The sequence below is a fragment of the Nitrospirillum amazonense genome (genome assembly GCF_007828035.1).
Lineage (GTDB): Bacteria > Pseudomonadota > Alphaproteobacteria > Azospirillales > Azospirillaceae > Nitrospirillum > Nitrospirillum amazonense.
Genome location: NZ_VITV01000003.1, coordinates 319,994 through 344,299, shown reverse-complemented (window position 1 = coordinate 344,299; position 24,306 = coordinate 319,994). Strand labels below are relative to the sequence as shown.

Sequence of the window (24,306 nt, the reverse complement as noted above, 5' to 3'; positions counted from 1 at the left end):
AATCCGCCCATCCCGACGGGAATAGAGGTGGGACGGGGCCCCGCGGATCCACCTGTCCGGCACTAGGGAGGTCCGGGGCGGGTGGCGGCATCGGCTAGCGGCACCCAAGAAGACCTGAGAAGAACAAGGAACACCCATGAAGCACCGCATGGCCCTTCTGGCGTCCGTGACGCCGGCTTTACTGCTTGCGGCCCTGGCGCCGCCCCAGGTTTCAGCCCGGCAAACCTCAAATCCCCCGCAAAAGGCAGCTTCCACCGTGACAGACAGCGCCCGCGGCGTCGCCCACCCTGAGCTGTGGCCGGCCGCCAAGAGCAAGGGCCTGGTGGACGCCAAGACCGAAGCCTTCGTGACCGGCCTGATGGCCAGGATGAGTTTGGAGGACAAGGTCGGCCAGATGATCCAGGCCGACATTTCCACCGTGACCCCGGCCGACCTGGCCGATTACCCCCTGGGCTCCATCCTCGCGGGCGGCGATAGCGCGCCGGCGGGCGGCGACGACCGCGCCGGCCCGGACAAGTGGGTGGAGACGGCGCGCGCCTTCCGCGCGGCCTCGCTGGCGGAACGGCCCGGGCACGTGGCCATTCCCATCATGTTCGGCATCGACGCCGTGCACGGCAACAACAACGTGGTGGGCGCCACGCTGTTCCCCCACAACTCCGCCCTGGGCGCCGCCCACGACCCCGCCCTGATCCGCCGCATCGGCGTCGCCACGGCGCAGGAGACGGCCGCCGCCGGCATCGACTGGGCTTTCGGTCCCACCCTGGCCGTGCCGCAGGACCACCGCTGGGGCCGCACCTATGAGGGCTACTCCGAGGATCCGGAGATAGTGCGCCAGTACGCGGGCGAGATGGTGCTGGGCCTGCAGGGCCAGGCGGGTGCCGGCCAGGCGCTGCAGCATGGGCACGTCGCGGCCTCGGCCAAGCATTTCCTGGGCGACGGCGGCACCACCAACGGCGTGGACCAGGGCGACGCCGATGTCAGCGAACAGGACCTGATCCGCATCCACGCGGCGGGGTATCCGGCGGCGGTGGACGCCGGCATCATGACGGTGATGGCCAGCTTCTCCAGCTGGCAGGGTGCCAAGATGCACGGCAACAAGTCGCTGCTGACCGACGTGCTGAAGGGGCGCATGGGCTTCGACGGCTTCGTCGTCGGCGACTGGAACGGCCACGGCCAGGTGCCGGGCTGCACGGCGGACTCCTGTCCCGCCGCCGTTCTGGCCGGCCTGGACATGTTCATGGCCCCCAACGACTGGAAGGCGCTGTTCACCAACACCGTCGCCCAGGTGAAGGCGGGCACGATCCCCATGGCGCGCATCGACGATGCCGTGCGCCGCATCCTGCGGGTGAAGACCAAGCTGGGCCTGTTCGACCCCGCCCGCCCGTTCGAGCTGAAGGACGGCGTCATCGGCAATGCCGAGCACCGTGCCCTGGCGCGCGAGGCTGTGCGCAAATCCCTGGTCCTGCTGAAGAACAACGGCCAGGTGCTGCCGTTGAAGGCCAAGTCCCACGTTCTGGTGGTGGGGGAGGCGGCGGACGAGATCGGCCGCCAGACCGGCGGCTGGACCCTGTCGTGGCAAGGCACCGGCAACAAGAACAGCGACTTCCCCGGCGCCACTTCCCTCTATGAGGGCATCCGCCAGGCGGTGACCGCCGGCGGCGGCACCGTGGACCTCAGCGCCGACGGCAGCTACACCACCAAGCCGGACGTGGCCGTGGTGGTGTTCGGCGAGATGCCCTATGCCGAGTTCCAGGGCGACATTCCCAGCCTGGAGTTCCAGGCGGGCGACAAGCAGGATCTGGCGCTGCTGAGGAAGCTGAAGGCCCAAGGTATCCCGGTGGTGTCCGTCTTCCTGTCCGGCCGTCCGCTGTGGGTGAATCCGGAGATCAACGCGTCCGACGCCTTCGTGGCGGCTTGGTTCCCGGGGTCGGAGGGCGGCGGCGTGGCTGACGTGCTGGTGGGCGATATGCTGGGCCGGCCGCGCTACGACTTCACCGGCAAGCTCTCCTACTCCTGGCCCAAGACGGCGGCGCAGGCGACACTGAACCGACTGCGCCAGCCCTATGATCCGCTGTTCCCCTTCGGCTATGGCCTGCGTTACGCCGACGCCAAGCCCGTGACCGTGCCGCAATTGCCGGAGGTGTCAGGTGTGGACGCGGCGGCGGCCAACATCGACACCTATTTCGTGAAGGGCCGCAACCCCGCGCCGTGGAGCTTCGTGCTGCGCCAGGGTGCCGCCAGCGTGCCCGTGCCGGGCGACGGCACGGTGACCGAGGTGGCGGGCGCCCTGGCGCTGAAGCCGGTGGATGCCGGCGGCATACAAGGTGCTGGCCGTCAGCTGAGCTGGACCGGCAAGGGGGAGGCCGCCATCGCCGTGACCGGCGGCAACGGCCTGGACTTGACACGTCAGGCCAACGGCGCCCTGTCCTTGCAGGTGGACTATCGGGTGGATGAGGCGCCGGCCGGCACCGTCTGGCTGATTTCCGGCCCGGGGAGCGGCACCGGGCCTGCCGCGCCGGGCGCTCTGGACCTGACCAGCGTGCTGAAGGCCGCCCCCCTGGGGCAATGGCAGACCCTGAAGGTCAAGCTGTCCTGTTTCAAGCAGGCCGGGGCCGACCTGTCCCGGGTCACCACCCCCTTTGCCCTCAGCACCGGCGGCACCTTGCGCCTGTCGCTGGCCACGGTGCGGCTGTCGGCCGATCCGGCGGGCTCCATCTGCCCGGGCCATTGACGGTCAATTAAATTAAGATGCTTTATTAATTTGGGTCCCGGCTGCGGGGCCGCGTGGGAGGAACCTTGAGAATGAAGAAACGTACCGTCGCCGCTGCCCTGATGCTGGCCGGCCTGATGGCTACCCCGGCGCTGGCCGAGGACAACAAGCCGCCCAGCGCCGAGCAGGTGGCCAAGTGGCACCAGGAAGAGGAAGACCGCCTGCACCACGACTTCGCCTATCTCAACCGCTACGCCGCGGACAATGAGAAGCTGGCGCCCGGTTCGGTCCAGGTGGTGTTCATGGGCGACAGCATCACCCAGCTATGGGTGGACAAGACGCCCGGCTTCTTCACGCCCGGCCGCGTGGGCCGGGGCATCAGCGGCCAGACCACGGCGCAGATGCTGCTGCGCTTCCGCCAGGATGTCATCGACCTGCACCCCAAGGTCGTGCACCTCATGGCCGGTACGAACGACCTGGCCCAGAACTGGGGGCCGGTATCGCCGCAGCAGCTGAAGAACAACATCATGAGCATGGTTGAACTGGCGCAGAAGCACGGCATCACCGTGATCCTGGCCGGCATTCCCCCGGCGCTGGACTTCAAGTGGCGCCATGGCCTGGACCCGGCGCCCAAGATCGCCGCGCACAATGCCTGGCTGAAGGACTACGCGGCCCAGGTGGGCGCCCTGTTCGTCGATTACAAGGACGTGGTGGGCGACGGCAAGGGCGACTTCAAGCCCGGCCTGGCCTCCGACGGCGTGCACCCGACCGAGGCCGGCTATGTCGCGATGGCCCCCCTGGCCGACAAGGTGGTGAAGGAAGCGCTGGCCAAGGCCAAGTAAGTTCGCCGAACGTTGTCGGAGCGACGAACGCCCGGGATCGGCTGGTCCCGGGCGTTTTGATTTACGCCGCCTTCGCCAGCGCCGCCTTCGGGGTGTGGCGCAGGGGCAGGGACAGGGTGCGGAAGGTGGCGGCGCGCCAGACCCATTCCAGGGGGCCGTAGCGGTAGTGGCGCAGCCACCAATGGGCCAGGACGCATTCCAGGATGACGAAGGCGATACCGCTGGTCACACTGTAGAAGGGGCCCATGTAGCGATAGAGCCCCAGGCCGAAGCCGTAGAACAGCGGCACGAAGACCAGCGCCTGGGTGATGTAGCAGGTCAGGCTCATGCGCCCGAAGGAGGCGAGCGCCCGCAGCGGTGCCAGGGACTGGATGCGGGGATACAGCAGGACGAAGCCGCTGGCCCAGACGGCCATCTGCGCCAGGCCGCAATAGGCGCTGGCCAGGTTCGTCACCTCATAGGCCGTCATGGGCGGCAGGCCGGCACCCTCCGCCAGGCGCTTCAGGGGATAGAGCACGGCGAAGGCCAGCGCGCCGCCGGCGAGGACGCCCTGCAGCAGGCGGCGATGCTGGGATGCCCGTTCCAGGATGTGGTTGCGCCCCACCACCAGGCCCACCAAAAACAGGCCCATCATCTGCATATAGCGGCCGGTCTCGATGGTCCAGAAGGTGCGGGCCAGCACGCCCTGCCATAGGTTGGCCTTCACCACGTCCCAGAAGCCGCCGTGGGCGTAGATGGGCATCAGGCCCTCATACACCGTCCAGTGGACGGGGACGGCCGGCGTGGGGGCGGTGCCGCTCAGTAGGCCCGCCACCAGCCACAGGGTGGGCGGCTGGATCAGCAGCGCGGCCGCCAGGGCCAGCAGAACCCGGTCCCCCAGGCGGTGCAGCAGCACCAGGGGCGCGCCCATGACGGCCAGGATGGTCAGGATGTCGCCGCAGTAGATCAGACCGTGCAGATAGCCGATGGCGAATAGCACGGCCAGCCGCCACAGGAAGCGGAGCGACGCGCTGCCCGCCCGCCGCGACCAGCTGCCCAGGATCAGGGAGAAACTGATGCCGAACATCAGGGCGAAGATGCCGTAGGCCTTGCCGGCGAACAGGAAGAAGGCCGTGTCGTGGGCCGCGGTGTCGAACGGCTTCAGCCAGGCCGGCGGCACGGCCACGTCGCTCAGGAAATCGAAATGCTCAATGGTGTGCAGCAGGAACAACCCCACCAGGGCCGTTCCCCGCAAGGCGTCGATGACGGTGATGCGGTCGCCCGATCCGTCGGCACCCGATCCCGATGCGCTCCCCGATGCACTCATATCAGGCCATCCCGTTGTTCTTCTTACCCCCTGGCTGGACATCTTCCCGGGGATGCCAGCGTTGTCATGCTGCCACCGGCCGGTCGGCGCGGCAATGCCGGTTGATGAACTCGGCGTGGGTGGGCAGGGCGTCCGCCATGCGCCGGATGGCCTCCCGGATGCGGGCCAGGCGCGCCGTCACCTCCGCCTCCGGCATGACGTCGGCTACCGGGTCGTAGGAGTGCGGCTGGATGCCCTGGCCCAGGAACACGGCAACCCAGCTGGGCTCGGCGAACAGTTGCTCGTCAAAGCGGGCGATGCGGCCTCGGGCGCGGAACAGGTCGATCTTGTGCCGCAGGCTGTCGGGGATTTCCATGGTGCGGCAGTAATTCCACAGCGGGGAATCATCCCGCTCCACCGCATGGTAATGCAGGATCAGGAAGTCGCGGATCTGTTCGTATTCGATGTTGGTCAGGCGGTTGTACTCATCTACCGTCGCCTGTTCGAACCCGTCGCGGGGCAGCAGCGAGACCATGCGGAACAGGCCGCTTTGCACCAGGTGGATGCTGGTGGATTCCAGCGGTTCCATGAAGCCGGAGGCCAGGCCCAGGGAGATGCAGTTCTTGGTCCAGGAGTTCTTGCGGCGCCCGGTGGTGAAGCGCAGCAGGCGCGGGTCGGCCAGGGGCTTGCCGTCCAGGTTGGCCAGCAGGGTGGCGGTCGCCTCGTCGTCGCTGATGAAGCGGCTGCTGTAGACATGGCCGTTGCCGATACGGTGCTGCAGCGGGATGCGCCATTGCCAGCCGGCCGCCCGCGCGGTGGAGCGGGTGTAGGGCGTGATCGCCGCCACCCCCTCGCACGGCACGGCCACCGCGCGATCGCACGGCAGCCAGTGGGACCAGTCCTCGTACGGGGCCCTCAGCGTCTCCCCGATCAGCAGGCCGCGGAAGCCGGAGCAATCGACGAACAGGTCGCCCTCCACGCGGGTGCCGTTGTCCAGCACCAGGCTATCGATGAAGCCATCGGGCTCGCGTTGCGTCACCTGGACGATCTTGCCCTCGGTGCGCTTCACACCGTTGCGCTCGGCGATGCCCCGCAGGTACTGGGCGTACAGGCCCGCGTCGAAATGGTAGGCGTAGGCAATAACGGGGCCGCCGGGCCGCGCGTCCGGCGCCGGCGGCTGGAACTTGCCCATCCGCGCCGCGACGGTGGAGGGGGAATAGTCGCCGATGTCGCTGGTGTCGCCCTGGGACTGCTGGCGCAGCCAGTAATGATGGAAGGAGACGGCGTCGATGGTGTGGCCATGCGGCCCGAAGGGATGGAAATAGCGGTGGTTCAGCCGCGTCCAATCGACGAATTCGATGCCCAGCTTGAACGTCGCCTGGGTCTTGCGGACGAAGTCGACCTCGTCGATGCCCAGCAGGTGGTTCAGGAACTGGATGGGCGGGATGGTGGCCTCGCCCACGCCGACGGTGCCGATTTCGGCTGATTCCACCAGTTCGATGGCGCCGTATTTGCCCTTCAGCACCCGGGCCAGGACGGCCGCCGCCATCCAGCCGGCGGTGCCGCCGCCCACGATCACGATTTTACGCCCGCTCCGCATCGCCTCGGCCATGGCGGCATCCCCCCACATGATCTTATCGTTGGCCGCCCAGCTTACGGCAGGGAACGGCCTTAAAAAAGGCGGCCCTGCCTCCCCGGCCGCGACCAGCGCGACCGGGAAGAGACAGGGCCAGACAACGAGACTCCCCAGGAGAAAGCGTTACAGGGAGCCGCGGATGACGAAGGCGTAGCGCCGGTCGGCGTCGACCCAGTTGTGGAAGGTCAGGTGGCCGGGGTACCCGACCAGGATGCGGGTCTGCGCGTCGGTCAGGTTGGCCGCTTCCACACCCACCTTCAGGTAGCTGTTGATGGTGTAAAAGAAGGACGCGTCCAACTGGCCGTAGTCGTCGGACCAGGCCGGAATGTTGATGTTGGCCGCCGATGTGGTCAGCAGGTAGCGCTGGCGCCAGTTGTAGGCCAGGCGGAACTCAAACGGGCCCTTCTGGTAGATGCCCGCCAGGTTGTAGCTCCACTTCGACATGCCCTCCAGCGGCAGGCTGGTGTTCGTCGGCGCGGCGTTGGTGACCTGGGTGGCGTCGTAGGGGTTGGCCGCCGCGTTGCGGCCACCCTCGCTTTGCACGAAGGTGACGTTGCCCTGGAAGCCCAGGCCGCTCAGGAGGCCCGGCAGGAAATCATAGAACTGGGTGTAGTCGAACTCGAAGCCCTTCACGCTGCCCTGGCCGGCGTTGTAGGGCTGCACCACCAGGACGTTCCGGGTCACGCCGTTGTTGGTGAAGGCGACGTTCTGCGGCGACGTGGTGATGAAGTCGAACACGTCCTTGTTGAACACCGCGGCGGTGATGCTGCCCGTGGGGGCGAAGTACCACTCGATCGAGGTGTCGAACTGGTTGGACCGCATCGGCTTCAGGTTCGGGTTACCAGCGTAGCCCGTCCACTGGTAGACGCAGTTGCCGGTGGCGCCCGTTCCCAGGCTCTGGCAGTGGCCACTGCTGTCCAGCAGACCGGCGGTCGCACCGATGTTCAAGGACGGCTGCAACTGCGAGAAGTCCGGACGGACGATGGACTGGGCGAAGGCGAAGCGCCACTGCAGGTCGTCCTGCAGCTTCAGACGCAAGTTCACGCTGGGCAGCAGATCGGTGTAGTTGCGGCCGCCGCTGATGACCGTGCGGGCGCCGTTGGCGAAGGCCAGGTCCGACGAGGGCGCGCCGTTGAGGTTGGTCACGGTTACGAAGTTGGCGTTGCCGGTGCCCTTCGCGTCGGTATTGACGACGCGGAAACCGACATTGCCGTCAAACGGCTTGTTGCCGCCGAAGAAGGGCACGTCATGTTCGAAACGCACCAGGGCATATCCGGCCGTGGTCTCTTCCGTCTGGGTGTTCACACCGGCACCGCCGCCGTTGTAGCTGCTGTAGTCGCCGTTGAACGGAACCCAGTTGCCATAGGAGTCCGCTGCCGACAGGGCCTTCAATTGGGCCGCGACCCCATTGTAGAAGCCCTTGCTCAGGGAGGCGCTGGGGATGACGAACTGTGTCGGGACGGTCACGCCGCCGCGATAGAAATTCTGCAGGGGCCACACGCTGGCCGACGATGCGCCGGGCGTGGTCTGGTTCAGCGTCTGGATGCCGTTGGCGCCCCAGCTCTGCACCACGCCGCCCCAGTTGTAGTTGGTTTCACGCGTGATGGACTTGCGGTCGGTGTGACGGACGCCGAAGCGGAAGGACTTCAGCCAATCGGCGTCGTCGAAGCTGTACTCGGCGTCCAGGCGCTCGGCCCACTCATGCGCCTCGTTGTTGTTATGATAGTCCATCGCCGCGTTGTAGTAGTAGTTCGCGGGATTGGAGATGAAGCTGGTGTTGGCCGGGATGCTGATGGTGGGCAGACCGCTGCCGTTCAGCGTCAGCGTTGCCGCCGGCAGGGGGTTGGTCAGCGCTTCGAAAACCGTGAAGTCCAGCTGCTTGCTGGTGGCGTCGATGTACTGGGCGTCGCCGCTGATGTTCCAGTTCTTGGTCGGCGTCCACTTCATGTGCAGGGAATAGTCGGACGTGACCGATTCCTTGATGTCATAGCGGCTGTCGATGACGTCGGGATTGTTGGTCGTGCCACCCACGGTGTCGGCAATGGTGCCGGAGATATAGTTGCCTTGGGCGTCGTACTTGAAGCTGGTACCGGCGGCCGGGCCGTTGCCGGTGCCGGAGTCCAGGCCGATGGCGTTTTCCAGCGACTCTTCCGTGGCTTCCGACCGGATGTACTGCGCCGTGAATTCCAGGTCGCTGCTGGGCCGCCATTGCAGGGCGCCGACGATGCCCTTGCGCTCACGCGTGAATTCCAGGCTGCGGTATCCGAAGCCGGTGGGGACATAGACGGTCTGGCCGGGCACCAGGTCGGTCCGCGCCTGGAAGGGGTCGACCGACACGGTGTCGGTGCGGCTGGCGAACTTGCCGTCCGCCACGTCAATCAGCACGCCCACTTCGCCGATGCCGGTGTTCCAGCGGTCGCTGTAAAGGGCGGAGCCGGACGGCTTGCCCTTGCCCACCAGGTCGCCATAGCTGTAATCGGCGGAGTAGGCGAGGATGCGCTCTTCGCTGTCGAAGGGCAGGCGCGTGCGCAGGTTGATGGTGCCGCCGATGCCACCTTCGACCAAATCGGCCGACGGGTTCTTGTAGACGTCGACGCCGGCCATCAGTTCCGACGGAATGTCGGCGAAGCTCAGCGTGCGGCCGGACTTGGCCGAGAAGCTGTCGCGGCCGTTGAATTCACCGCGGACCCAGCTCAGGCCGCGGACCTGGACACCGTCGCCCTCGACCGAGATGCGGTCGGCGTCGCGCGGATCGGGCGTGCGCTGGATGGTGATGCCGGAGATGCGCTGCAGGGCCTCGGTCACGCTGCGGTCGGGCAAGGCGCCGATGTCCGTCGCGGTGATGGAATCCACCATCTGTTCCGAGTTCTGCTTGATGGCCTGCGAGCTTTCGATGCTCTTGCGAAGGCCGGTGACGACGATTTCCTGCAAATCATCGCCCGCCGCCGGAGAGGCGGTTTGTGCATATGCGAAAGACGTGGCGCCGATCGCGCCAATGGTCAGCGCCGAAGCGCCCGCCAACATGAAATTACGATAGGAGCGATTGGAGCGTCGCATCGCGTTTCCCTTCCCTGATTTATATTATTCCACGGCAGAACCGCGGCTCTTTTTACCAAGGCGCCGCTCTGGGGCGTTAGCCTGTGGTCATATAAATCCATATGGGACTTCTCGCCGGCGTGCAACCAAAGAATGTTAGCGCTCCCATCAAAAATGGTAGCGTTCCTTTACGCAATGTTAGGAAATCGCGGACTTGACCAATATGCAAACGCTCCATAGCGTAGCGAATATTAAAAAAGCGTTTTTGAATCCTATACATAGCGGCCACCTCTGGTAGTGCACTCGCCACGGCGGCTAGGTGTTGCGCGGATGCCGCTATCGGTGACAAAGACGGTGCGGTTTCGGTCCCCACGTCCCGCCACTGCCGCTCCGCGGTCGCTACCATTGTAGGCCTAGGACTCAGGTCGTATTTTTCAGACAAGAGTCAAAAACCGCCGGAAAGGACCTCCGGCGGTTTTATCAGACATGGAGTGAAGACCTGGCTCGGGTGGGCGCTTAACGGGACAGGCCGGCCATGCCGGAGGACAGGCTGGCCCGGCCGGAAGGGGGCCCCCCGAAGGGCGTGCGCGGGCGCAGGCCGTGGCGGTAAATCTGAGTGATCAGGTCGCGGTGCCGGGGCAGGGCGCCCAGGGCCTGCTCCGTGCTGGCGCGGATGGCGGCGAACTGTTGACGGGCCTCATCCATGTGGCGGAAGGCGCCGGCCTGGGCGCTGAGATCGGTGTGGTAACCCATGCCGTACAGCACGAATTGCCAGCTGGCCTCGCTGAAGGTGTCAAGGTTGAGATCGAAGTCCAACCCCTCCGGCGGGCGATGGCGCCAACGGTCCAGCAGGTCGTGCAGCGTGTCGGGCGCGGTGGCGGCGTCGGCGTTGTCGCGCCAGAAGGCGGTATCGGTCCGCCGTGTCAGGCAATAGTGCAGCTTCAGGAAGTCCAGCGCCCGTTCATAGCGCTGGCGCATGATGCGGTTGAACTGCCGCGCCGCCGTGTCCATGTTGCCCGCCCAGGGGAACAGGCTGGTCAGCAGTACGGACGCCACCTCGATCAGGACGATACCGGTCGATTCCAGCGGCTCGAAGAAGCCGCTGGAGAGGCCGATGGCGACGCAGTTGCGCACCCAGGGTTCCGGGCGGTAACCGGCTTCGAAGCGGAAGGTGCGGGCCGTTTTGCCGGCGGCCGCCGGGCCGATATAGTCGCGCAACACCTGCTCGGCCCGCGCGTCGTCGGTATGGTCGGAGGAATAGACGTGGCCGATGCCGCGCCTCGTCTCCAGCCCGATGTCCCAGGTCCAACCGGCCCCATGCGCGGTGGAGATAGTGTAGGAGGGGATGGGGGCGTCCGGCTGGTCGTAGGGCACCTGCAGGGCCACGGCGCGGTCGCAGAACAGCCACTTGCGGCAGGACTGATAGGGGGACTTCAGCGCCTGGCCGATCAGCTGGGCGCGGAAGCCGGTGCAGTCGATGTAGAGGTCGGCTGTCAGGGTGCCGTTCTCGCGCGTGACCACGCCGGCGATGGCGCCTGCTTCGTCCAGGGGCACGGCGTCCACCGTGTCGATCACGTGGCGGACGCCCAGATCCGTGGCGACGACGCGCAACAGGCGCGCGAACTTCACCGCGTCGAAATGATAGGCATAATTCAGTGGCGCCGCATAATCGGCATCGCCAGAGCGCTTGGGCGCCAGGGCCGCGTCAGCCACCCGCTTCTGCATCGTGAGCGCAGTATCCAGCGGCACGCCCTCACCGGCGGCACCCAGCAGCCAATAGGGCACCAGGTCCAGGTCTTGGCGGCTGATGGCGGACTGGAAGGGATGGAAGTAGTGGTCGCGTTCCCCGGACCCCGGGGCATGCTGCCAGTGATCGAAGCGGATGCCTTGCTTGAAGGTCGCCTCGCTCTCGCGCATGAATACCGATTCATCGATGCCGATGCGGCGCAAGGTGCGCTGGATGTTGGGGAAGGTACCTTCGCCCACGCCCAGGATGCCGATGTCGGCCGATTCCACCAGGGTGATGCGCGCGCCGCCCGGCTGGCCGATGGACAGCGTGCGGGCAAGGTAGGCCGCGGCCAGCCAGCCGGCGGTGCCGCCCCCGACGATGAGGACGTTCCTGACCGGTGCGCCGTTGGCGCGGGTGCCATCGGGGGCGTTGGTGTCGGCCATGCCCGTTCTCTCCCATGATGATCCGGGACCCAATAGAGCCTCAGACCTTGGCAAAGGAAAACCCCCGGCCCATGACAGGCCGAGGGCTCCCTTTATCACTACCGTGTCGACCCTGGGGGCCGATCAGTAGGTGAAGCGCACCACCGCGCTGTAGCGGCGGTCGGCCACGAACCAGCTGCGGCCGTATTGCTGGCTGCCATAGCCCATCAGCGTCTTGGTCTCGCTGTTGGTCAGGTTCTGGGCTTCCAGCGTCAGGGTGATGTGGTCGTCGAAGCTATAGGCGATGGACGCATCCAGCGACCCGTAGTCGTCGGAGAAGATGGGCAGGTTGTAGGTGACCGTCTGGCCGGCGGCATTGGTGTAGGTGCCGTTGGTGCCGTTGGCCGTCGGGGTCAGCAGGTACTTGCTGCGCCAGGTGTAGGCGAGGCGGGCCGAGATCGGGCCTTTCTCGTACATGCCGGTGATGTTGTAGTTGTACTTGGACAGCAGATCGACCGGCAGGCCGGTAATGCGGTTGCCCAGCATGTCGTAGGACAGGTCGCCGGGGCTGCGGCTGTTGATGTAGGTGAAGTTGGCGTCGATGCCCAGGCCGTCGAACGGGGCGGGCAGGAAGCTGAAGAACTTCTGCACGCCGAACTCGGCGCCCTTGATGTAGGCGGGCGAGGCGTTGAAATAGCCGCTGGACGACACCGGCATGACCTGCGTCACGCCGCCCGGCAGGGCGATGGGCAGGTTCAGCGGGGTCACGCCATAGGAGATGTAATCCTTGATCTGCTTGTAGAAGCCGGCCAAGTGCACCTGGCCGTCCGGCATGTACCATTCCAGCGAGACGTCCAGGTTGTTGGACAGTTGCGGCTTCAGGTCCGGGTTGCCGGCGTAGGTGGTGGCGCCGGTGATCTGCTGGCTGGCGTTGGTGATCAGGCTGATCTGGCCCGAGGCGTTCAGGGCGTTGAAGCTCGGGTTGGACATCGACTGGTACGCCGCGAAGCGCAGATGGATGTCATCCTGCGGCATGAACTGGATGTTGAACGACGGCAGGGCCATCAGGCTGTTGTGCCCGCCGCTGTTGGCGGTGAAGCCGCCCGGCAGGGTGCCCGAGGCGCCGTTGTAGAACACGGTGCCGGTCGGCTGCTGGATGGAGCCTTCGCTGCTGTTCTCGTTGTTGACGATACGGACACCGAAGTTGCCGTTCATCTTCCAGCCGAACAGGTCGTCCTCACCGAAGCGCGTCATGATGTAGGCGGATTCGGTGCGCGTCTTGGTGTGGGACAGCGTGGCGGCCGTATAGGTCACCGGCTGGGTGTTATCGCCGGGCAGGCCGTAGGCGTGGTGGATGGCCGTCAGGTTTTCCGGATAACCCTCCGCCAAAGCCCAGGACGGGAAGGCGGCGGCGCTGGGCAGGGCCGTGGCGCCCCGGAAGAAGTTGCTGAAGCCGCTGACGGTCACGTCGCCAGGGGCGGCGTTGCTCAGGTACTTGAAGGTAGACGGGTCGTTGAACGACGGCGTCAGGCCCACCCAGTTATAGCCCGAGACGTTGTCCTTCTCCGTCCGGTCGGCGAAGCGGGCACCGACCTTGATGGCGCGCAGGAAGCTGGACTCTGAGACCTTGTACTCGGCATCCCCCGACCACGACAGCTCGCGGCCAATGTGGTTTTCCAGGTGGTCCATGGTCGCGTACCAGATGGTGCGCGACGGATCCGCCACCTGCGCCGGGTTGCTGACCTTGATGGACGGCAGGTCGCCGGTCAGGTCGATGGCGTAGCTGGGCACCGAAACCTGCGAGAACAGGTCGATGCGCTGCGTCTGCGCCTGGGAGACGGCGTACTGGAAATCAGTGTTGATGGTCCAGTTCGACGTCGGCGTCCACTTCATGCCCTGGGACAGGTCGGTGGTGACGTTGTGCTGGTTGGTCAGGCCGGGGTTGACCGTGGCCAGGCTGCCGCCGGTCTCGGAACCCACCTGCAGCGGATCCCAGCCGGTGGAGCTGAGGTTGTTGGAGGTCAGCAGCCCACCCGAGGGGCCGAAGGTGCTGGTGCTGCCAGGGGACACGGTGACGGCGTTGCCGCCCGTGTTGTAGACGCCCGCCTCGGTCGACTTGCTCCAGTAATCCGAGCGGAAGCCCGTCTGGTAGAAGGTCAGGTCCGGGTTGGGCGACCACTGCAGGGCCTCATAGGCGCCCAGGCGCTTGCGGTCGAAGTTGCCCGAACGCCAGTCGAAGCCGCCCGGAACGTAGACGTTCTTGCCGTTGAAGGTCTGCGGGAAGTAGGGCTCGACCTGAATGGTGTCGTGGCGGGTGCTGATGTCGCTGTAGGCGACGTCGAACATCGCGCCGATCTCGCCGATGCTGGTCTGCCAGCGGTTGGCGTACAGGATCGAGGCATCGGGCTTGGTCTGCTGGATGAAGTCGCCGTAGTTCGCGCCGACGGAGCCGCTGATGGTCTCCTTGTCGTAGTCGAACGGCATCTTGGTGCGCAGGTTGACCGAGCCGCCGATGCCGCCCTCGATGATGTCGGGGGTGCCGCTCTTGACGACGTCGATGCCGGCCAGAAGTTCCGGCGGCACGTCCTCGAACAGCAGCGCGCGGCCGCCGTTGGCGCTGAAAGCCTCGCGGCCGTTCAGGGTGCTGCTGACCTGGGACAGGCCGCGCACGGTCACACCGGAGCCTTCCACCGAGTAGTGGTCAGGGTCGCCCACGGCGGCGAAGTGGGTGATGGACACGCCGGGGACGCGCTGCAGCACTTCGGTCACGCTGTTGTCCGGCAGCTTGCCGGCGTCGTCGGCGGAAATGCTGTCCAGGATCTGGTCGGCGTTGGCCTTGCGCTTGGCGGCGTCGGAAACGGCGAAGCGCTGACCGGTGACGACGATCTCCTGAAGTTCGTCATCGGCAGCGGCGGCCTGGGCCCGCGCCACGGAAGCGGCGGTCAGGGCGCCGAGAACCAGCACGGACGCGCCGGCCAGCACGAAGGAACGATAGGAATTCTGGGGCCAACTCATGGCGTTTCCCTTCCCTGGGTATCTTATTTTCGTGGGTCGAGCCCCACGCGTTTCGGCCCGGAGTGCCGCCGTTCAGCGCGTCACACCGTAGTCATATAAATGCATATGGAGATTCATGGGGGCCTGCAACGAGAGAATGTTAGCGCTCACATGAAAATTGGTACCGGTCCCTTTTCAAGGGCGGTTATTTTGAAAATTATCTAATAAAATCAATCTACTCAACTATAGGTCTGTGTTGCATGAAGGGCACAGCGGCGTCTTTGCAGGGGGTGTTCGTTATCGTGCATTTCGTCGCGGGAAAAAGGGTTTTCTGACCGAACGGCCAGCCAGGTTGTCGGCCGGATATGACTGATTAACCTGGATATATCGGCAGCGCCGTTGGCTGTGCGAACGGTTATGGCAGGCTCAGGCCCCCGCTGTCGGGCTCGATGCCGGCAAGGACAACGGGAACGATGTCGCACGTCGCATCCACTTGGAATCCACACGTCAAGATGGCAATGTTCGCCAACCCAAACTCGTGCAATTCTGCCATCATATTATCGAATGCAGAGTGATTTGGTGGGATTTATGGTCACTATCTTGAGTAAATGCCACCATCGATTTTCTATTATCGAATATAAGTGCTAATCATTCACCAAAAATCACCTAACCAACACGACGTCATCTAAATATGATAAATATCTAGTCCGATAAATGACACCGTTGTCGGTGCGCTTGCCACCGAGCCCGCCCCGGGTGCGGATGTTTTGTTTGATATAGGTCCGAAAATCGGGTGAATGGGACGTTGGTGATCTCGAAGACGGCCGCCAGTGACGGGGCGGCGGGCGCGACGGCGCTGGTGCTCCCCGATCACTGCGACCAGTTGTCCGCTCGTTCGGCGTGCGCCGCACGTTGAGGCTGCGGGAACGTTCAGGGAAGGGGGGCTCGGTCCACGGCCTTAGCCATGCCAGTGCGATCCGCGGATGACGCTGCAGAAGTTGCCCCGGTGGAAATGCGGTTCCTTGTCGGCGATCACGTCGGCCTTGACGTTGCCGAAGGTGGTGTCGGGCTTGTGCTTGATGCCGTCGTAGAAGGCCTGGATGATGTCTTCCTTGAAGGTGGGCGTCCGCGGGAAGGCGGCCACCACGGCGTCGCGGATGTGGTCCGGATACTGGTCGTAGGTCAGCCCCAGCACATCCATCTCCACCCCGGCGGTGGTCAGAGCCACGACGGGATGCATGAATTCAGGAATGCCGGGCGTGGTGTGCAGAGCGATGGCAGTCCACACCGTGTCCAGGTCGGTCGTGGCGATGCCCCGGCTTTTCAGAAAGTCACGGGCGGCGTTGGCGCCGTCGACCTCAAAGCGCAGATGGGCGCTACTATGCGCCGGCATCAGGCCGGTGTCGTGGAACATCGCGGCGGCGTAGAGCAGTTCCGCATCATAGGTCAGGCCGCGCTGCACGCCGGCCAGCGCGCCGAAGAGATAGACCCGGCTGGAATGGTTGAACAGCAGCTCGGTTTCCGTGTCGCGGATATAGGCGGCGATGTCGCGCGCCAGGGCGCTGTCCGGAATAGCGACACCGCCGATGGCATCGGGGGAGATCAAGGGGGTGGCCATGGGATCCTCCTGGGGTCGGGTGTGCCGGGCCAGGACGGCGCCGGCCACAATGGTATGCGCCGGCGGTGTGCGCCGCCGCAACGCGACCCGGGGCTGAATTCCTGCCAATCATGCCCTGTTTCCTGCCAGGGCCCGTTTACCGCCTGGAAGCCCTTATTTGATCAGGGCGATGACCTCGCGGAAGCGGGGATGCCCCGCGCTTTCCAGCCATTCGAACACGGCCATTTCGATGGTGATGATCTCCGCCCCTTCGGCCGCCAGGCGGTGCAGGCCGGCGGCCTTGTTCTCTGCCGTGCGCGAGCCCACGGCGTCCCCCACCACGCAGACGCGGCGTCCCCGCTCCAGCAGCCCCAGCGCCGTCTGCAGCACGCAGACATGCGCCTCGCACCCCGTCAGCACCACGGCATGGTCCGGGGGCAGGCGGTCGATGAGGACGGGCGTGGCGTCAAAGGTCATCTTGGGCAGGACGGATGCAGCATCGGGCGTCAGTTCCGGCACGGTGACGCCCAGGCCGCGCGGGTTCTGTTCGGTGAACAGGGCAGGAATGTCCATCAGCCCCGCGGCGGTCAACAGGCGCCGGGTGTTGGCCACCACGCCGCCGCCATCCTGGAGGGCCGGTATCAGCCGGGCCTGCAGGTCGATCACGGCAAGCGTGCTGCGGCGGGGATCAAGACGGGGCACGGCTAGGCTTTTCGGCTGGGGCGAGGGGCGTGAAACCCACTATGCGAGGGGCCGCCCGCGTCGGCAACAGCGGCGGATCGCCTGGGGTGAGCGCGAACGGCTAGACCGAAAGTAAGGGCGTGTGCCGTCATGGAGGTCTGGTAGCGGTATCAGACATGCGGATTGATTTGATACCGCTAACGCGTATGATCGCGCCCGGGCCGCTATGATCATATAAATGTGGCCAGTGCCGGATGGATGGGGCTGGCGTGACCGGCGCCCTGAATAAAGCGATACGGGCTTGGGAGGGCCTGCCGATGATGCGCATTTCGACCATGACGAAGGCTGGCCGGTCCCTGCTGATGGCCGCCACCATGCTGGCGGGCTTGGCCTCCATGGCGCACACCCCGCAGGCGCAAGCCGCTGATGGGCACAACGCCGAGATGCCGCGCCTGGTGCGCGAGGATGGGCGTTATGCCCTGATGGTGGATGGCGCCCCCTATCTGGTCTTGGGTGCCCAGGCCAACAATTCCAGCAACTGGCCCTCGGTGCTGCCGCAGGTGTGGCCGGCGGTGGAACAGGTGCAGGCCAACACTCTATTCATGCCCATCGCCTGGCAGCAGATCGAGGCCACGGAAGGCAAATTCGACTTCAGCTTTCTCGACACCCTGCTGGCGCAGGCGCGGGAGCACAAGAAGCATCTGGTGCTGCTGTGGTTCGGCACCTGGAAGAATAACGGTCCGTCCTATGCGCCGGATTGGGTGAAGCTGAACAACGACCGCTTCCCCCGTGTCGTGGGCTCCAAGGGGATCATGCGCGGTTCCCTCTCGCCGCTGGCCTCCGCGACGCTGGACGCCGACAGGAAGGCCTTCGTCGCCTTCATGCGCCACCTGAAGCAGGCGGACGGCCAGCAGCATACGGTGCTGATGGTGCAGGTAGAGAATGAGACCGGCACCTATGGCGCCGTCCGCGACTTCACCCCCATGGCGCAGAAGGTGTTCGAGGGCAAGGTGCCCGACGATCTGGTAAAGGCGCTGAAGAAGCAACCCGGCACCTGGAAGGATGTGTTCGGCAAGGACGCTGATGAGTTCTTCCACGCCTATTACATCGCCCGCTTCGTCGACCAGGTGGCGGCGGCCGGCAAGGCGGAATACCCCATCCCCATGTACGTGAACGCCGCCCTGCGCGACCCGTTCAAGGACCAGGACCCCTACAGCTATTCCAGCGGCGGCCCCACCTGGAACGTGCTGGACATCTGGAAGGCGGCGGCCCCCAGCATCGACCTGATCGGGCCGGACATCTACGATCGCGGCTACGATTTCTACATCAAGACGCTGGAGCAGTATAAGCGGCCGGACAACGCCCTGTTCGTAGCCGAGACCGGCAATGACAGCGTCTACGCCCGCTATATCTTCGCCACCCTGGGCCACCAGGGCATCGGCTTCGCGCCCTTCGGCATCGATTACACCCGCTATGTGAATTACCCGCTGGGTGCGGCCAAGATCGACGCGGAGGCGCTTGAGCCCTTCACCATGAACTTCAAGCTGCTGGGCTCCATGAACCGCGAACTGGCGGCGCTCAGCCTGAAGGGGAAGGTCTGGGGGGCGTCGGAGCCGACGGCGGATCACAGCAACACCCTGGACCTGGGGCCGTACAAGGCCACCATCAGCTATGGCCTGCCGCAGTTCGGCGACGCCAAGCCCACTGGCAACGACAAGCCCTGTGGCGGCGTCGTCATCGCCGAGATGGCGCCCAATGAGTACCTGGTGGCGGGATATCACGCCCGCGTCGACTTCGCCCAGACCACCAAGGCCGGCAAGAACGGCTTCATGATGGCCAGCGTGGAGGAGGGGCACTTTGAGAACGGCAAGTGGGTGTTCGAGCGCCTGTGGAACGGTGACCAGACCGACTATGGCCTGAACTTCACCTCCATCCCCCAGATCCTGAAGGTGCGGTTCGCCACCTACTGAGCGGGCTGACGCGGCCTGGATGTAGGTCCAGGCCGGTCGTCCCTTTTTCCCGATCTTCTCCCACGGAGAATCGCCATGAACATTCGTTCCTGGGCCTTGGCTTCTGCCGCCTTGGCGCCCGTGCTGTTGCTCGCCTCCTGCGAGACGGCCAAGTCCCCGTCCGACGTCGCGGCCAAGGCGGCGCCGGCGCCGTCTTTCCAGCAAACCGCCGACGGCGTGGTGGTCACGGTCACCGGCGCCGCTGTCAAGAAGGTACGGCTGCAGGTCATCAACGACCGCATCGTCCACGTCACCGCCGTGCCGGGTGACAGCCTGGATCTGCCCGCCAGCCTGATGGCCGTGGCCAAGCCCGCCACCGGCGGCTTCCAGGTGGCGGAGCACGGCGGTCAAGTCGTCCTGACCACGCCACAGCTGCGGGCCGAGGTCAGTGTCGCCAGCGGCGCCGTCAACGTCTTCGATGCCAAGGGGCAGCCCCTGCTGACGGCGGTGGATGGCGGCAGCTTCAAACCCGCCACCCTGCCCACAGGCGAGACCGGCTTCTTCCAAGTGCGCCAGCAGTTCAACCGCGGCACGGATGAGGGTTTCTACGGGCTGGGCCAGCACCAGAACGCCCAGATGAACTATAATGGCGAGGATGTCGAACTCGCCCAGCACAACATGGACATCGGCATCCCCTTCGTGGTGTCCACGCGCAATTACGGCGTGCTGTGGGACAACAACGGCATCACCCGCTTCGGCGATGCCCGCGAATACCCGCTGATGTCCAAGGAGCTGAAGCTCTTCGATGCCGATGGCAAGGAGGGCGGCCTGACCGCCCGCTACTACCAGGACGGCAAGCTGAAGCTGACCCGCGTCGAAAGCGACATCAATTACCAGTACATCAAGGATCTGGCCGCTTGGCCGGTGGAGGTCGGCGGCAGCCGCGTCAACGCCAAGCAGCGTGCCACCAAGGACAAGTCCGTGGTGTGGGAAGGCAAGATCGAGTCACCGGTGGACGGCGTCCACCGCTTTCAGGTCTATGCCAGCGGCTATTTCAAGGTGACGCTGGACGGCAAGGTGGTCATGGACCGCTGGCGCCAGGACTGGAACCCTTGGTACCACAATTTCGACCTGCCCATGGTGGCGGGCAAGGCTCAGATGCTGAAGGTGGAATGGGTGCCGGAAGGGGGCTTCATCTCCCTGATGCATCAGAATCCATTGCCGGATGGGGAGCGGCATGAGCTGTCGCTGACCTCGGACGTCGCGCGCGCCATCGACTATTACGTCGTTGCGGGGAAGGACATGGACGACGTCATCGCGGGATACCGCCAGCTGACGGGCAAGGCGGTGATGATGCCGCGCTGGGCCTATGGCCTGTGGCAGAGCCGCCAGCGCTACAAGACGGCGGACGAGCTGACCGGTACGGTGGCGGAGTTCCGCAAACGCAAGCTGCCCCTGGATAACATTGTCGAGGATTGGTTCTACTGGCGCGAGGACGACTGGGGCAGCCATAAGTTCGACCCCACCCGTTTCCCCGACCCGCAGGGCCTGGTCGATACTCTGCACGGCCAGAACGCGCACTTCATGATTTCCGTGTGGCCCAAGTTCTACCCCACCACGGACAACTACAAGGAGCTGGACGCCAAGGGCCATATCTACCGCCGCAATGTCGAGGTGCATGAGCACGACTGGGTGGGCAAGGACGGTTATGAGAACGCCTTCTACGACCCCTATTCGGCGGAGGCGCGGCAGATCTATTGGCGCCAGATCAATGAGAACCTGAATAAGCTGGGCATCGACGCCTGGTGGCTGGACGCATCGGAGCCGGACACCCACTCCAACCTCGACATCCCGGAGCGCATGCTGCGCATGGGGCCGACGGCAATGGGACCGTCGGCCGCGTTCTTCAATTCCTACCCGTTGATGCACACCAAGGCGGTGTATGAGGGCAACCGCGCCGCCAACCCGGACAAGCGCGCCTTCATCCTGACCCGCTCCGGCTTCGCTGGGCAGCAGCGCAACGCCGCCGCCAGCTGGAGCGGTGACGTCGCCTCGCGCTGGACCGACCTGCGCAACCAGATCTCGGCCGGCGTCAACTTCTCCCTGTCCGGCGTGCCCAACTGGACGACGGACATCGGCGGCTTCGCCCTGGAAAAGCGCTATTCGGCCAAGAACCCCAAGGCATCGGATGTGGCGGAATGGCGGGAGCTGAACCTGCGCTGGTTCCAGTTCGGCGCCTTCTCCCCCCTGTTCCGCTCGCACGGGGAATTCCCATATCGCGAAATCTATAATCTCGCGCCGAAGGGCTCGGAGGTTTACGACAGCCTGGTCTGGTATGACGAGCTGCGCTACCGCCTGATGCCCTACATCTACACCCTGGCGGCCGACACCTATCACCGCGACGGCACCATCATGCGCGGCCTGGTGATGGACTTCCCCGACGACCGGCAGGTGTGGGGCATCAATGACCAGTACCTGTTCGGCCATGCCTTCCTGGTGGCGCCGGTGACGGACTATCAGGCGCGCAGCCGGGCCGTCTACCTGCCCTCGGGCGCCCAGTGGTACGACTTCCAGACCGGCAAGCTGTATGACGGCGGCCAGCGCATTGCCGCCGACGCGCCGCTGAAGCGCATGCCGCTGTTCGTCCGCGCCGGGTCCATCGTGCCCACGGCGCCGGTGACCCAGTACACGGGACAGATGCCGGATGCGCCGCTGACCATTGTCGTCTACACCGGCGCCGATGGCCATTTCGACCTCTATGAGGACGAGGGCACGACCTATGGCTATGAGCACGGCGCCTTCAGCCGCATCCCGCTGTCCTTCGACCAGGCGGCGGGCACGCTGACCATCGGCGCGCGCGCCGGCAGCTTCCCCGGCATGGTGCAGGAGCGCGTGATCAACGTCCGCTTCATCGGTCCCGGTGCCCAAGCGGCCCCGGCCGACTTCGCCGTCAAGCCGGACCAGACGGTGCGCTACCGCGGTCAGGCCGTGACGGTGGTGCGGGCCAAGTCTTGAAAACGGCCATATAGTCAAGTTCTTACGGGGGAAAGGCCTCGCTGCTTTCCAGGTTTTGCAAAGCGGCGGGGCCCCTTGCCGACTCGCCAGCAGGCCCCGAGTCCAAGTTGCGATCCTTATGAGCCTGTATTTGGCGCCCCTTTAACGCCGTCCACCCATGTAAAGGGCACTCGAACATCCCTGCAGGCCTGCGTCCCAGCCAGTTTTTACACAAAATTGTCAGCAGGCGATTGCGCAAATCCCGATGGTACTGCTATCACCGGTGCAAACCGGCAATGGATGCGCGGATCCGATAAGCGGAGCAGGAAGCGTATGGAAAAGCGGCGTGGGCGGAGTTCGCAGGGGGTCACCATTCGTGAGGTGGCGGCGCGCGCCGGTGTTTCCCCGATGACGGTGTCCCGCGTCATCAACAATGAGAACAACGTCACCCCGGCCACGTCCGCCGCCGTAATGGCTGCCATCCAGGAACTGAAGTACACGCCCAACCCGGCGGCCCGCCGTTTGGCGGGATCGGAAACCTTCCGCATCGGCCTGCTGTACAGCAACCCCAGCGTCGCCTTCCTGAGCGAGTTCCTGCTGGGTGCCCTGGACGAAAGCAGCAAGACCGGCCACCAGCTGGTGGTGGAGAAGTGCGGCGCCACCGCCGCCACGGAAAAGGCGGCCCTCCAGAAGCTGCTGCAGAGCGGCGTCGATGGTGTCGTCCTGCCGCCGCCGTTGTGCGAGGCCAAGAGCATCCTGGCGGAGATCGCAAAGTCCGGGGTGGCCGCCGTGGCCGTGGCCGCCGGTCAGCCGGGTCCCGATGTCGCCACCGTGCGCATCGACAATTACAAGGCCGCCCACCGCATGACCCAGCACCTGTTGTCGCTGGGTCACCGCACCATCGGCTTCATCAAGGGCCACCCTAACCAGACCGTCAGCGACCAGCGCCTGCACGGCTTCCTGGATGCCCTCAGCGAGGCGGGGCTGGATCCCAAGGCGGCCCCGGTGGAGCAGGGCTACTTCAACTACCGGTCCGGCCTGGCGGCGGCGGACAAGCTGCTGGCCCTGAAGGACCGGCCCACCGCCATCTTCGCCGCCAACGACGACATGGCCGCCGCCGTGCTGGCCACGGCCCACCGCCTGGGCCTGAACGTGCCGGTCGATCTGTCCATCGCCGGCTTCGACGACACGCTGATCGCCGGCACCATCTGGCCGGCCCTGACCACCGTGCGCCAGCCCATCGCCGCCATGGGCCGCGCCGCCGTCAGCATGCTGCTTGACGAGGTCAAGCGCCGTCGCGGCGGCGGCACCGGCGCCCCGGCGCAGCAACTGTTGCGCCATACGCTGGTGGAGCGCGAGTCCACGGCGGCCCCCGCCTGAAAATAATTTACGCCGACCGGGAATAAGCCGGGGCACCGGCCGGTCTTGCCCCCTGGAACCACCTTTTCCAGGGGAGCGGCGTCATGGCCAAGCAGTCTTCCGTACCAGAAGATGAGATCGACACGGGGCGCCGCCACGCCCTGAAATGCATGACCTGGGCCGGCACCGGCCTGGTGTGGAGCCTGGCCGGCGGCGTGCCGCTGACGGCCGGCCTGCTGGGGCGTGACGCGCAAGCGGCGCCGGTCAACCCGGCCCTCACCTTCGTCCAGATCAGCGACAGCCATGTCGGCTTCGACAAGCCCGCCAATCCCGACGCGCTGGCGACCTTGCGGGAGGCGGTGGCCGGTGTCCGCAGCCTGCCCACCCGGCCCGCCTTCGTCATCCATACCGGCGACATCAGCCACCTGTCGCGGGATGAGCAATTCGACGCCGCCGACCAGGCGCTGAAGGAACTGGGCGTGCCCGTCTTCTTTGTGCCCGGCGAGCACGATGTGCTGGACGACGGCATGGGCGCCGCCTATCTGGCGCGCTACGGCAAGGGGCCCAATGGCAAGGCACTGGGTGCCGGCTGGTATAGCTTCGACCACGGGGGTGTGCACTTCGTGGCTCTGGTCAATGTCGTGAACCTGAAGGGTGGCGGGCTGGGCAACCTAGGGCAGGATCAGTTGGCCTGGCTGGCCGACGACCTGCGCGCCCTGTCGGCCAGCACGCCGGTGGTGGTCTTCGCCCATATCCCGCTGTGGACCGTCTACCCGGAATGGGGCTGGGGCACCGACGACGGCGCCCGCGCGCTGGGCCTGCTGGCCCGCTTCGGCAGCGTCACCGTAATGAATGGGCACATCCACCAGATCCTGCAGAAGGTGGAGGGCAATGTCGCCTTCCACACGGCCCGCTCCACGGCTTTCCCCCAGCCGTCACCGGGCAGCGCCCCGTCGCCGGGGCCCGTGAAGCTGCCGGCGGACAAGCTGCGCGGCGCTTTGGGCGTCACCACCGTTACCTACCGCGCCAAGGCCGGCCCCCTGGCCGTCGTCGACGCCACCCTCGGTTAAGC

The 24,306-nt window shown here is 65.6% G+C and carries 13 protein-coding genes; 6 read left to right on the top strand and 7 right to left on the bottom strand.

Annotation, left to right across the window (positions count from 1 at the left end; translation table 11 throughout):
* Positions 1–256: 256 nt before the first annotated feature.
* Both FBZ87_RS09455 and FBZ87_RS09450 read left to right on the top strand, forming a co-directional pair.
* Entirely contained in the window at positions 257–2,731 is a 2,475-nt protein-coding gene (locus FBZ87_RS09455; RefSeq protein ID WP_246134318.1) for a glycoside hydrolase family 3 protein, read from the top strand.
* Between the two features lie 71 nt (positions 2,732–2,802).
* Complete coding sequence (locus FBZ87_RS09450) at positions 2,803–3,552, top strand: SGNH/GDSL hydrolase family protein (RefSeq protein WP_145610089.1); 750 nt, start codon at positions 2,803–2,805, stop codon at positions 3,550–3,552.
* Between the two features lie 61 nt (positions 3,553–3,613).
* On the opposite strand, the gene FBZ87_RS09445 is transcribed toward FBZ87_RS09450, so the two are convergent.
* From FBZ87_RS09445 to FBZ87_RS09415, 7 genes are all read right to left on the bottom strand, one after another.
* Complete coding sequence (locus FBZ87_RS09445; RefSeq protein WP_186454672.1) at positions 3,614–4,858, bottom strand: DUF418 domain-containing protein; 1,245 nt, start codon at positions 4,856–4,858, stop codon at positions 3,614–3,616.
* A 64-nt stretch (positions 4,859–4,922) separates the two neighbouring features.
* A complete protein-coding gene (locus tag FBZ87_RS09440; protein WP_145610087.1) occupies positions 4,923–6,449 on the bottom strand; it encodes a tryptophan halogenase family protein in 1,527 nt (508 codons plus the stop codon).
* Positions 6,450–6,596: 147 nt separating this feature from the next.
* A complete protein-coding gene (locus FBZ87_RS09435; protein ID WP_145610086.1) occupies positions 6,597–9,530 on the bottom strand; it encodes a TonB-dependent receptor in 2,934 nt (977 codons plus the stop codon).
* Positions 9,531–10,025: 495 nt separating this feature from the next.
* A complete protein-coding gene (locus FBZ87_RS09430; protein ID WP_145610085.1) occupies positions 10,026–11,681 on the bottom strand; it encodes a tryptophan halogenase family protein in 1,656 nt (551 codons plus the stop codon).
* A gap of 123 nt (positions 11,682–11,804) precedes the next feature.
* Positions 11,805–14,675 carry a TonB-dependent receptor gene (locus tag FBZ87_RS09425; RefSeq protein WP_145610084.1) on the bottom strand — a complete coding sequence of 957 codons (2,871 nt, stop codon included), beginning with the start codon at positions 14,673–14,675 and terminating at the stop codon, positions 11,805–11,807.
* A gap of 937 nt (positions 14,676–15,612) precedes the next feature.
* On the bottom strand, positions 15,613–16,272 hold the full coding sequence (locus tag FBZ87_RS09420) for an HD domain-containing protein (RefSeq protein WP_145610083.1): 660 nt from the start codon (positions 16,270–16,272) through the stop codon (positions 15,613–15,615).
* 153 nt (positions 16,273–16,425) lie between these two features.
* Positions 16,426–16,953, bottom strand: coding sequence for an isochorismatase family protein (locus tag FBZ87_RS09415; RefSeq protein WP_145610082.1), 528 nt, complete (start codon positions 16,951–16,953; stop codon positions 16,426–16,428).
* A 296-nt stretch (positions 16,954–17,249) separates the two neighbouring features.
* Here FBZ87_RS09415 and FBZ87_RS09410 point away from each other — a divergent pair, with 296 nt between their 5' ends.
* The 4 genes from FBZ87_RS09410 (at position 17,250) to FBZ87_RS09395 (ending at position 24,304) form a co-directional block, all read left to right on the top strand.
* Positions 17,250–18,902: a GH35 family beta-galactosidase gene (locus FBZ87_RS09410; protein WP_246134317.1), complete on the top strand. Its 1,653-nt coding sequence runs from the start codon at positions 17,250–17,252 to the stop codon at positions 18,900–18,902.
* Positions 18,903–18,977: 75 nt separating this feature from the next.
* Positions 18,978–21,896 (top strand): TIM-barrel domain-containing protein, encoded by a 2,919-nt coding sequence (locus FBZ87_RS09405; RefSeq protein WP_246134316.1) that lies wholly within the window; start codon positions 18,978–18,980, stop codon positions 21,894–21,896.
* Between the two features lie 312 nt (positions 21,897–22,208).
* Positions 22,209–23,255 carry a LacI family DNA-binding transcriptional regulator gene (locus FBZ87_RS09400; RefSeq protein ID WP_145610081.1) on the top strand — a complete coding sequence of 349 codons (1,047 nt, stop codon included), beginning with the start codon at positions 22,209–22,211 and terminating at the stop codon, positions 23,253–23,255.
* 83 nt (positions 23,256–23,338) lie between these two features.
* Positions 23,339–24,304 carry a metallophosphoesterase family protein gene (locus FBZ87_RS09395; RefSeq protein WP_145610080.1) on the top strand — a complete coding sequence of 322 codons (966 nt, stop codon included), beginning with the start codon at positions 23,339–23,341 and terminating at the stop codon, positions 24,302–24,304.
* Positions 24,305–24,306: the final 2 nt, after the last annotated feature.

Coding starts and splice junctions, on each gene's coding strand:
- FBZ87_RS09395 (WP_145610080.1), top strand. CDS start 23,339: ATGGCCAAGCAGTCTTCCGTACCAGAAGATGAGATCGACACGGGGCGC.
- FBZ87_RS09420 (WP_145610083.1), bottom strand. CDS start 16,272: ATGGCCACCCCCTTGATCTCCCCCGATGCCATCGGCGGTGTCGCTATT.
- FBZ87_RS09445 (WP_186454672.1), bottom strand. CDS start 4,858: ATGAGTGCATCGGGGAGCGCATCGGGATCGGGTGCCGACGGATCGGGC.
- FBZ87_RS09435 (WP_145610086.1), bottom strand. CDS start 9,530: ATGCGACGCTCCAATCGCTCCTATCGTAATTTCATGTTGGCGGGCGCT.
- FBZ87_RS09425 (WP_145610084.1), bottom strand. CDS start 14,675: ATGAGTTGGCCCCAGAATTCCTATCGTTCCTTCGTGCTGGCCGGCGCG.
- FBZ87_RS09410 (WP_246134317.1), top strand. CDS start 17,250: ATGATGCGCATTTCGACCATGACGAAGGCTGGCCGGTCCCTGCTGATG.
- FBZ87_RS09450 (WP_145610089.1), top strand. CDS start 2,803: ATGAAGAAACGTACCGTCGCCGCTGCCCTGATGCTGGCCGGCCTGATG.
- FBZ87_RS09440 (WP_145610087.1), bottom strand. CDS start 6,449: ATGGCCGAGGCGATGCGGAGCGGGCGTAAAATCGTGATCGTGGGCGGC.
- FBZ87_RS09405 (WP_246134316.1), top strand. CDS start 18,978: ATGAACATTCGTTCCTGGGCCTTGGCTTCTGCCGCCTTGGCGCCCGTG.
- FBZ87_RS09430 (WP_145610085.1), bottom strand. CDS start 11,681: ATGGCCGACACCAACGCCCCCGATGGCACCCGCGCCAACGGCGCACCG.
- FBZ87_RS09400 (WP_145610081.1), top strand. CDS start 22,209: ATGGAAAAGCGGCGTGGGCGGAGTTCGCAGGGGGTCACCATTCGTGAG.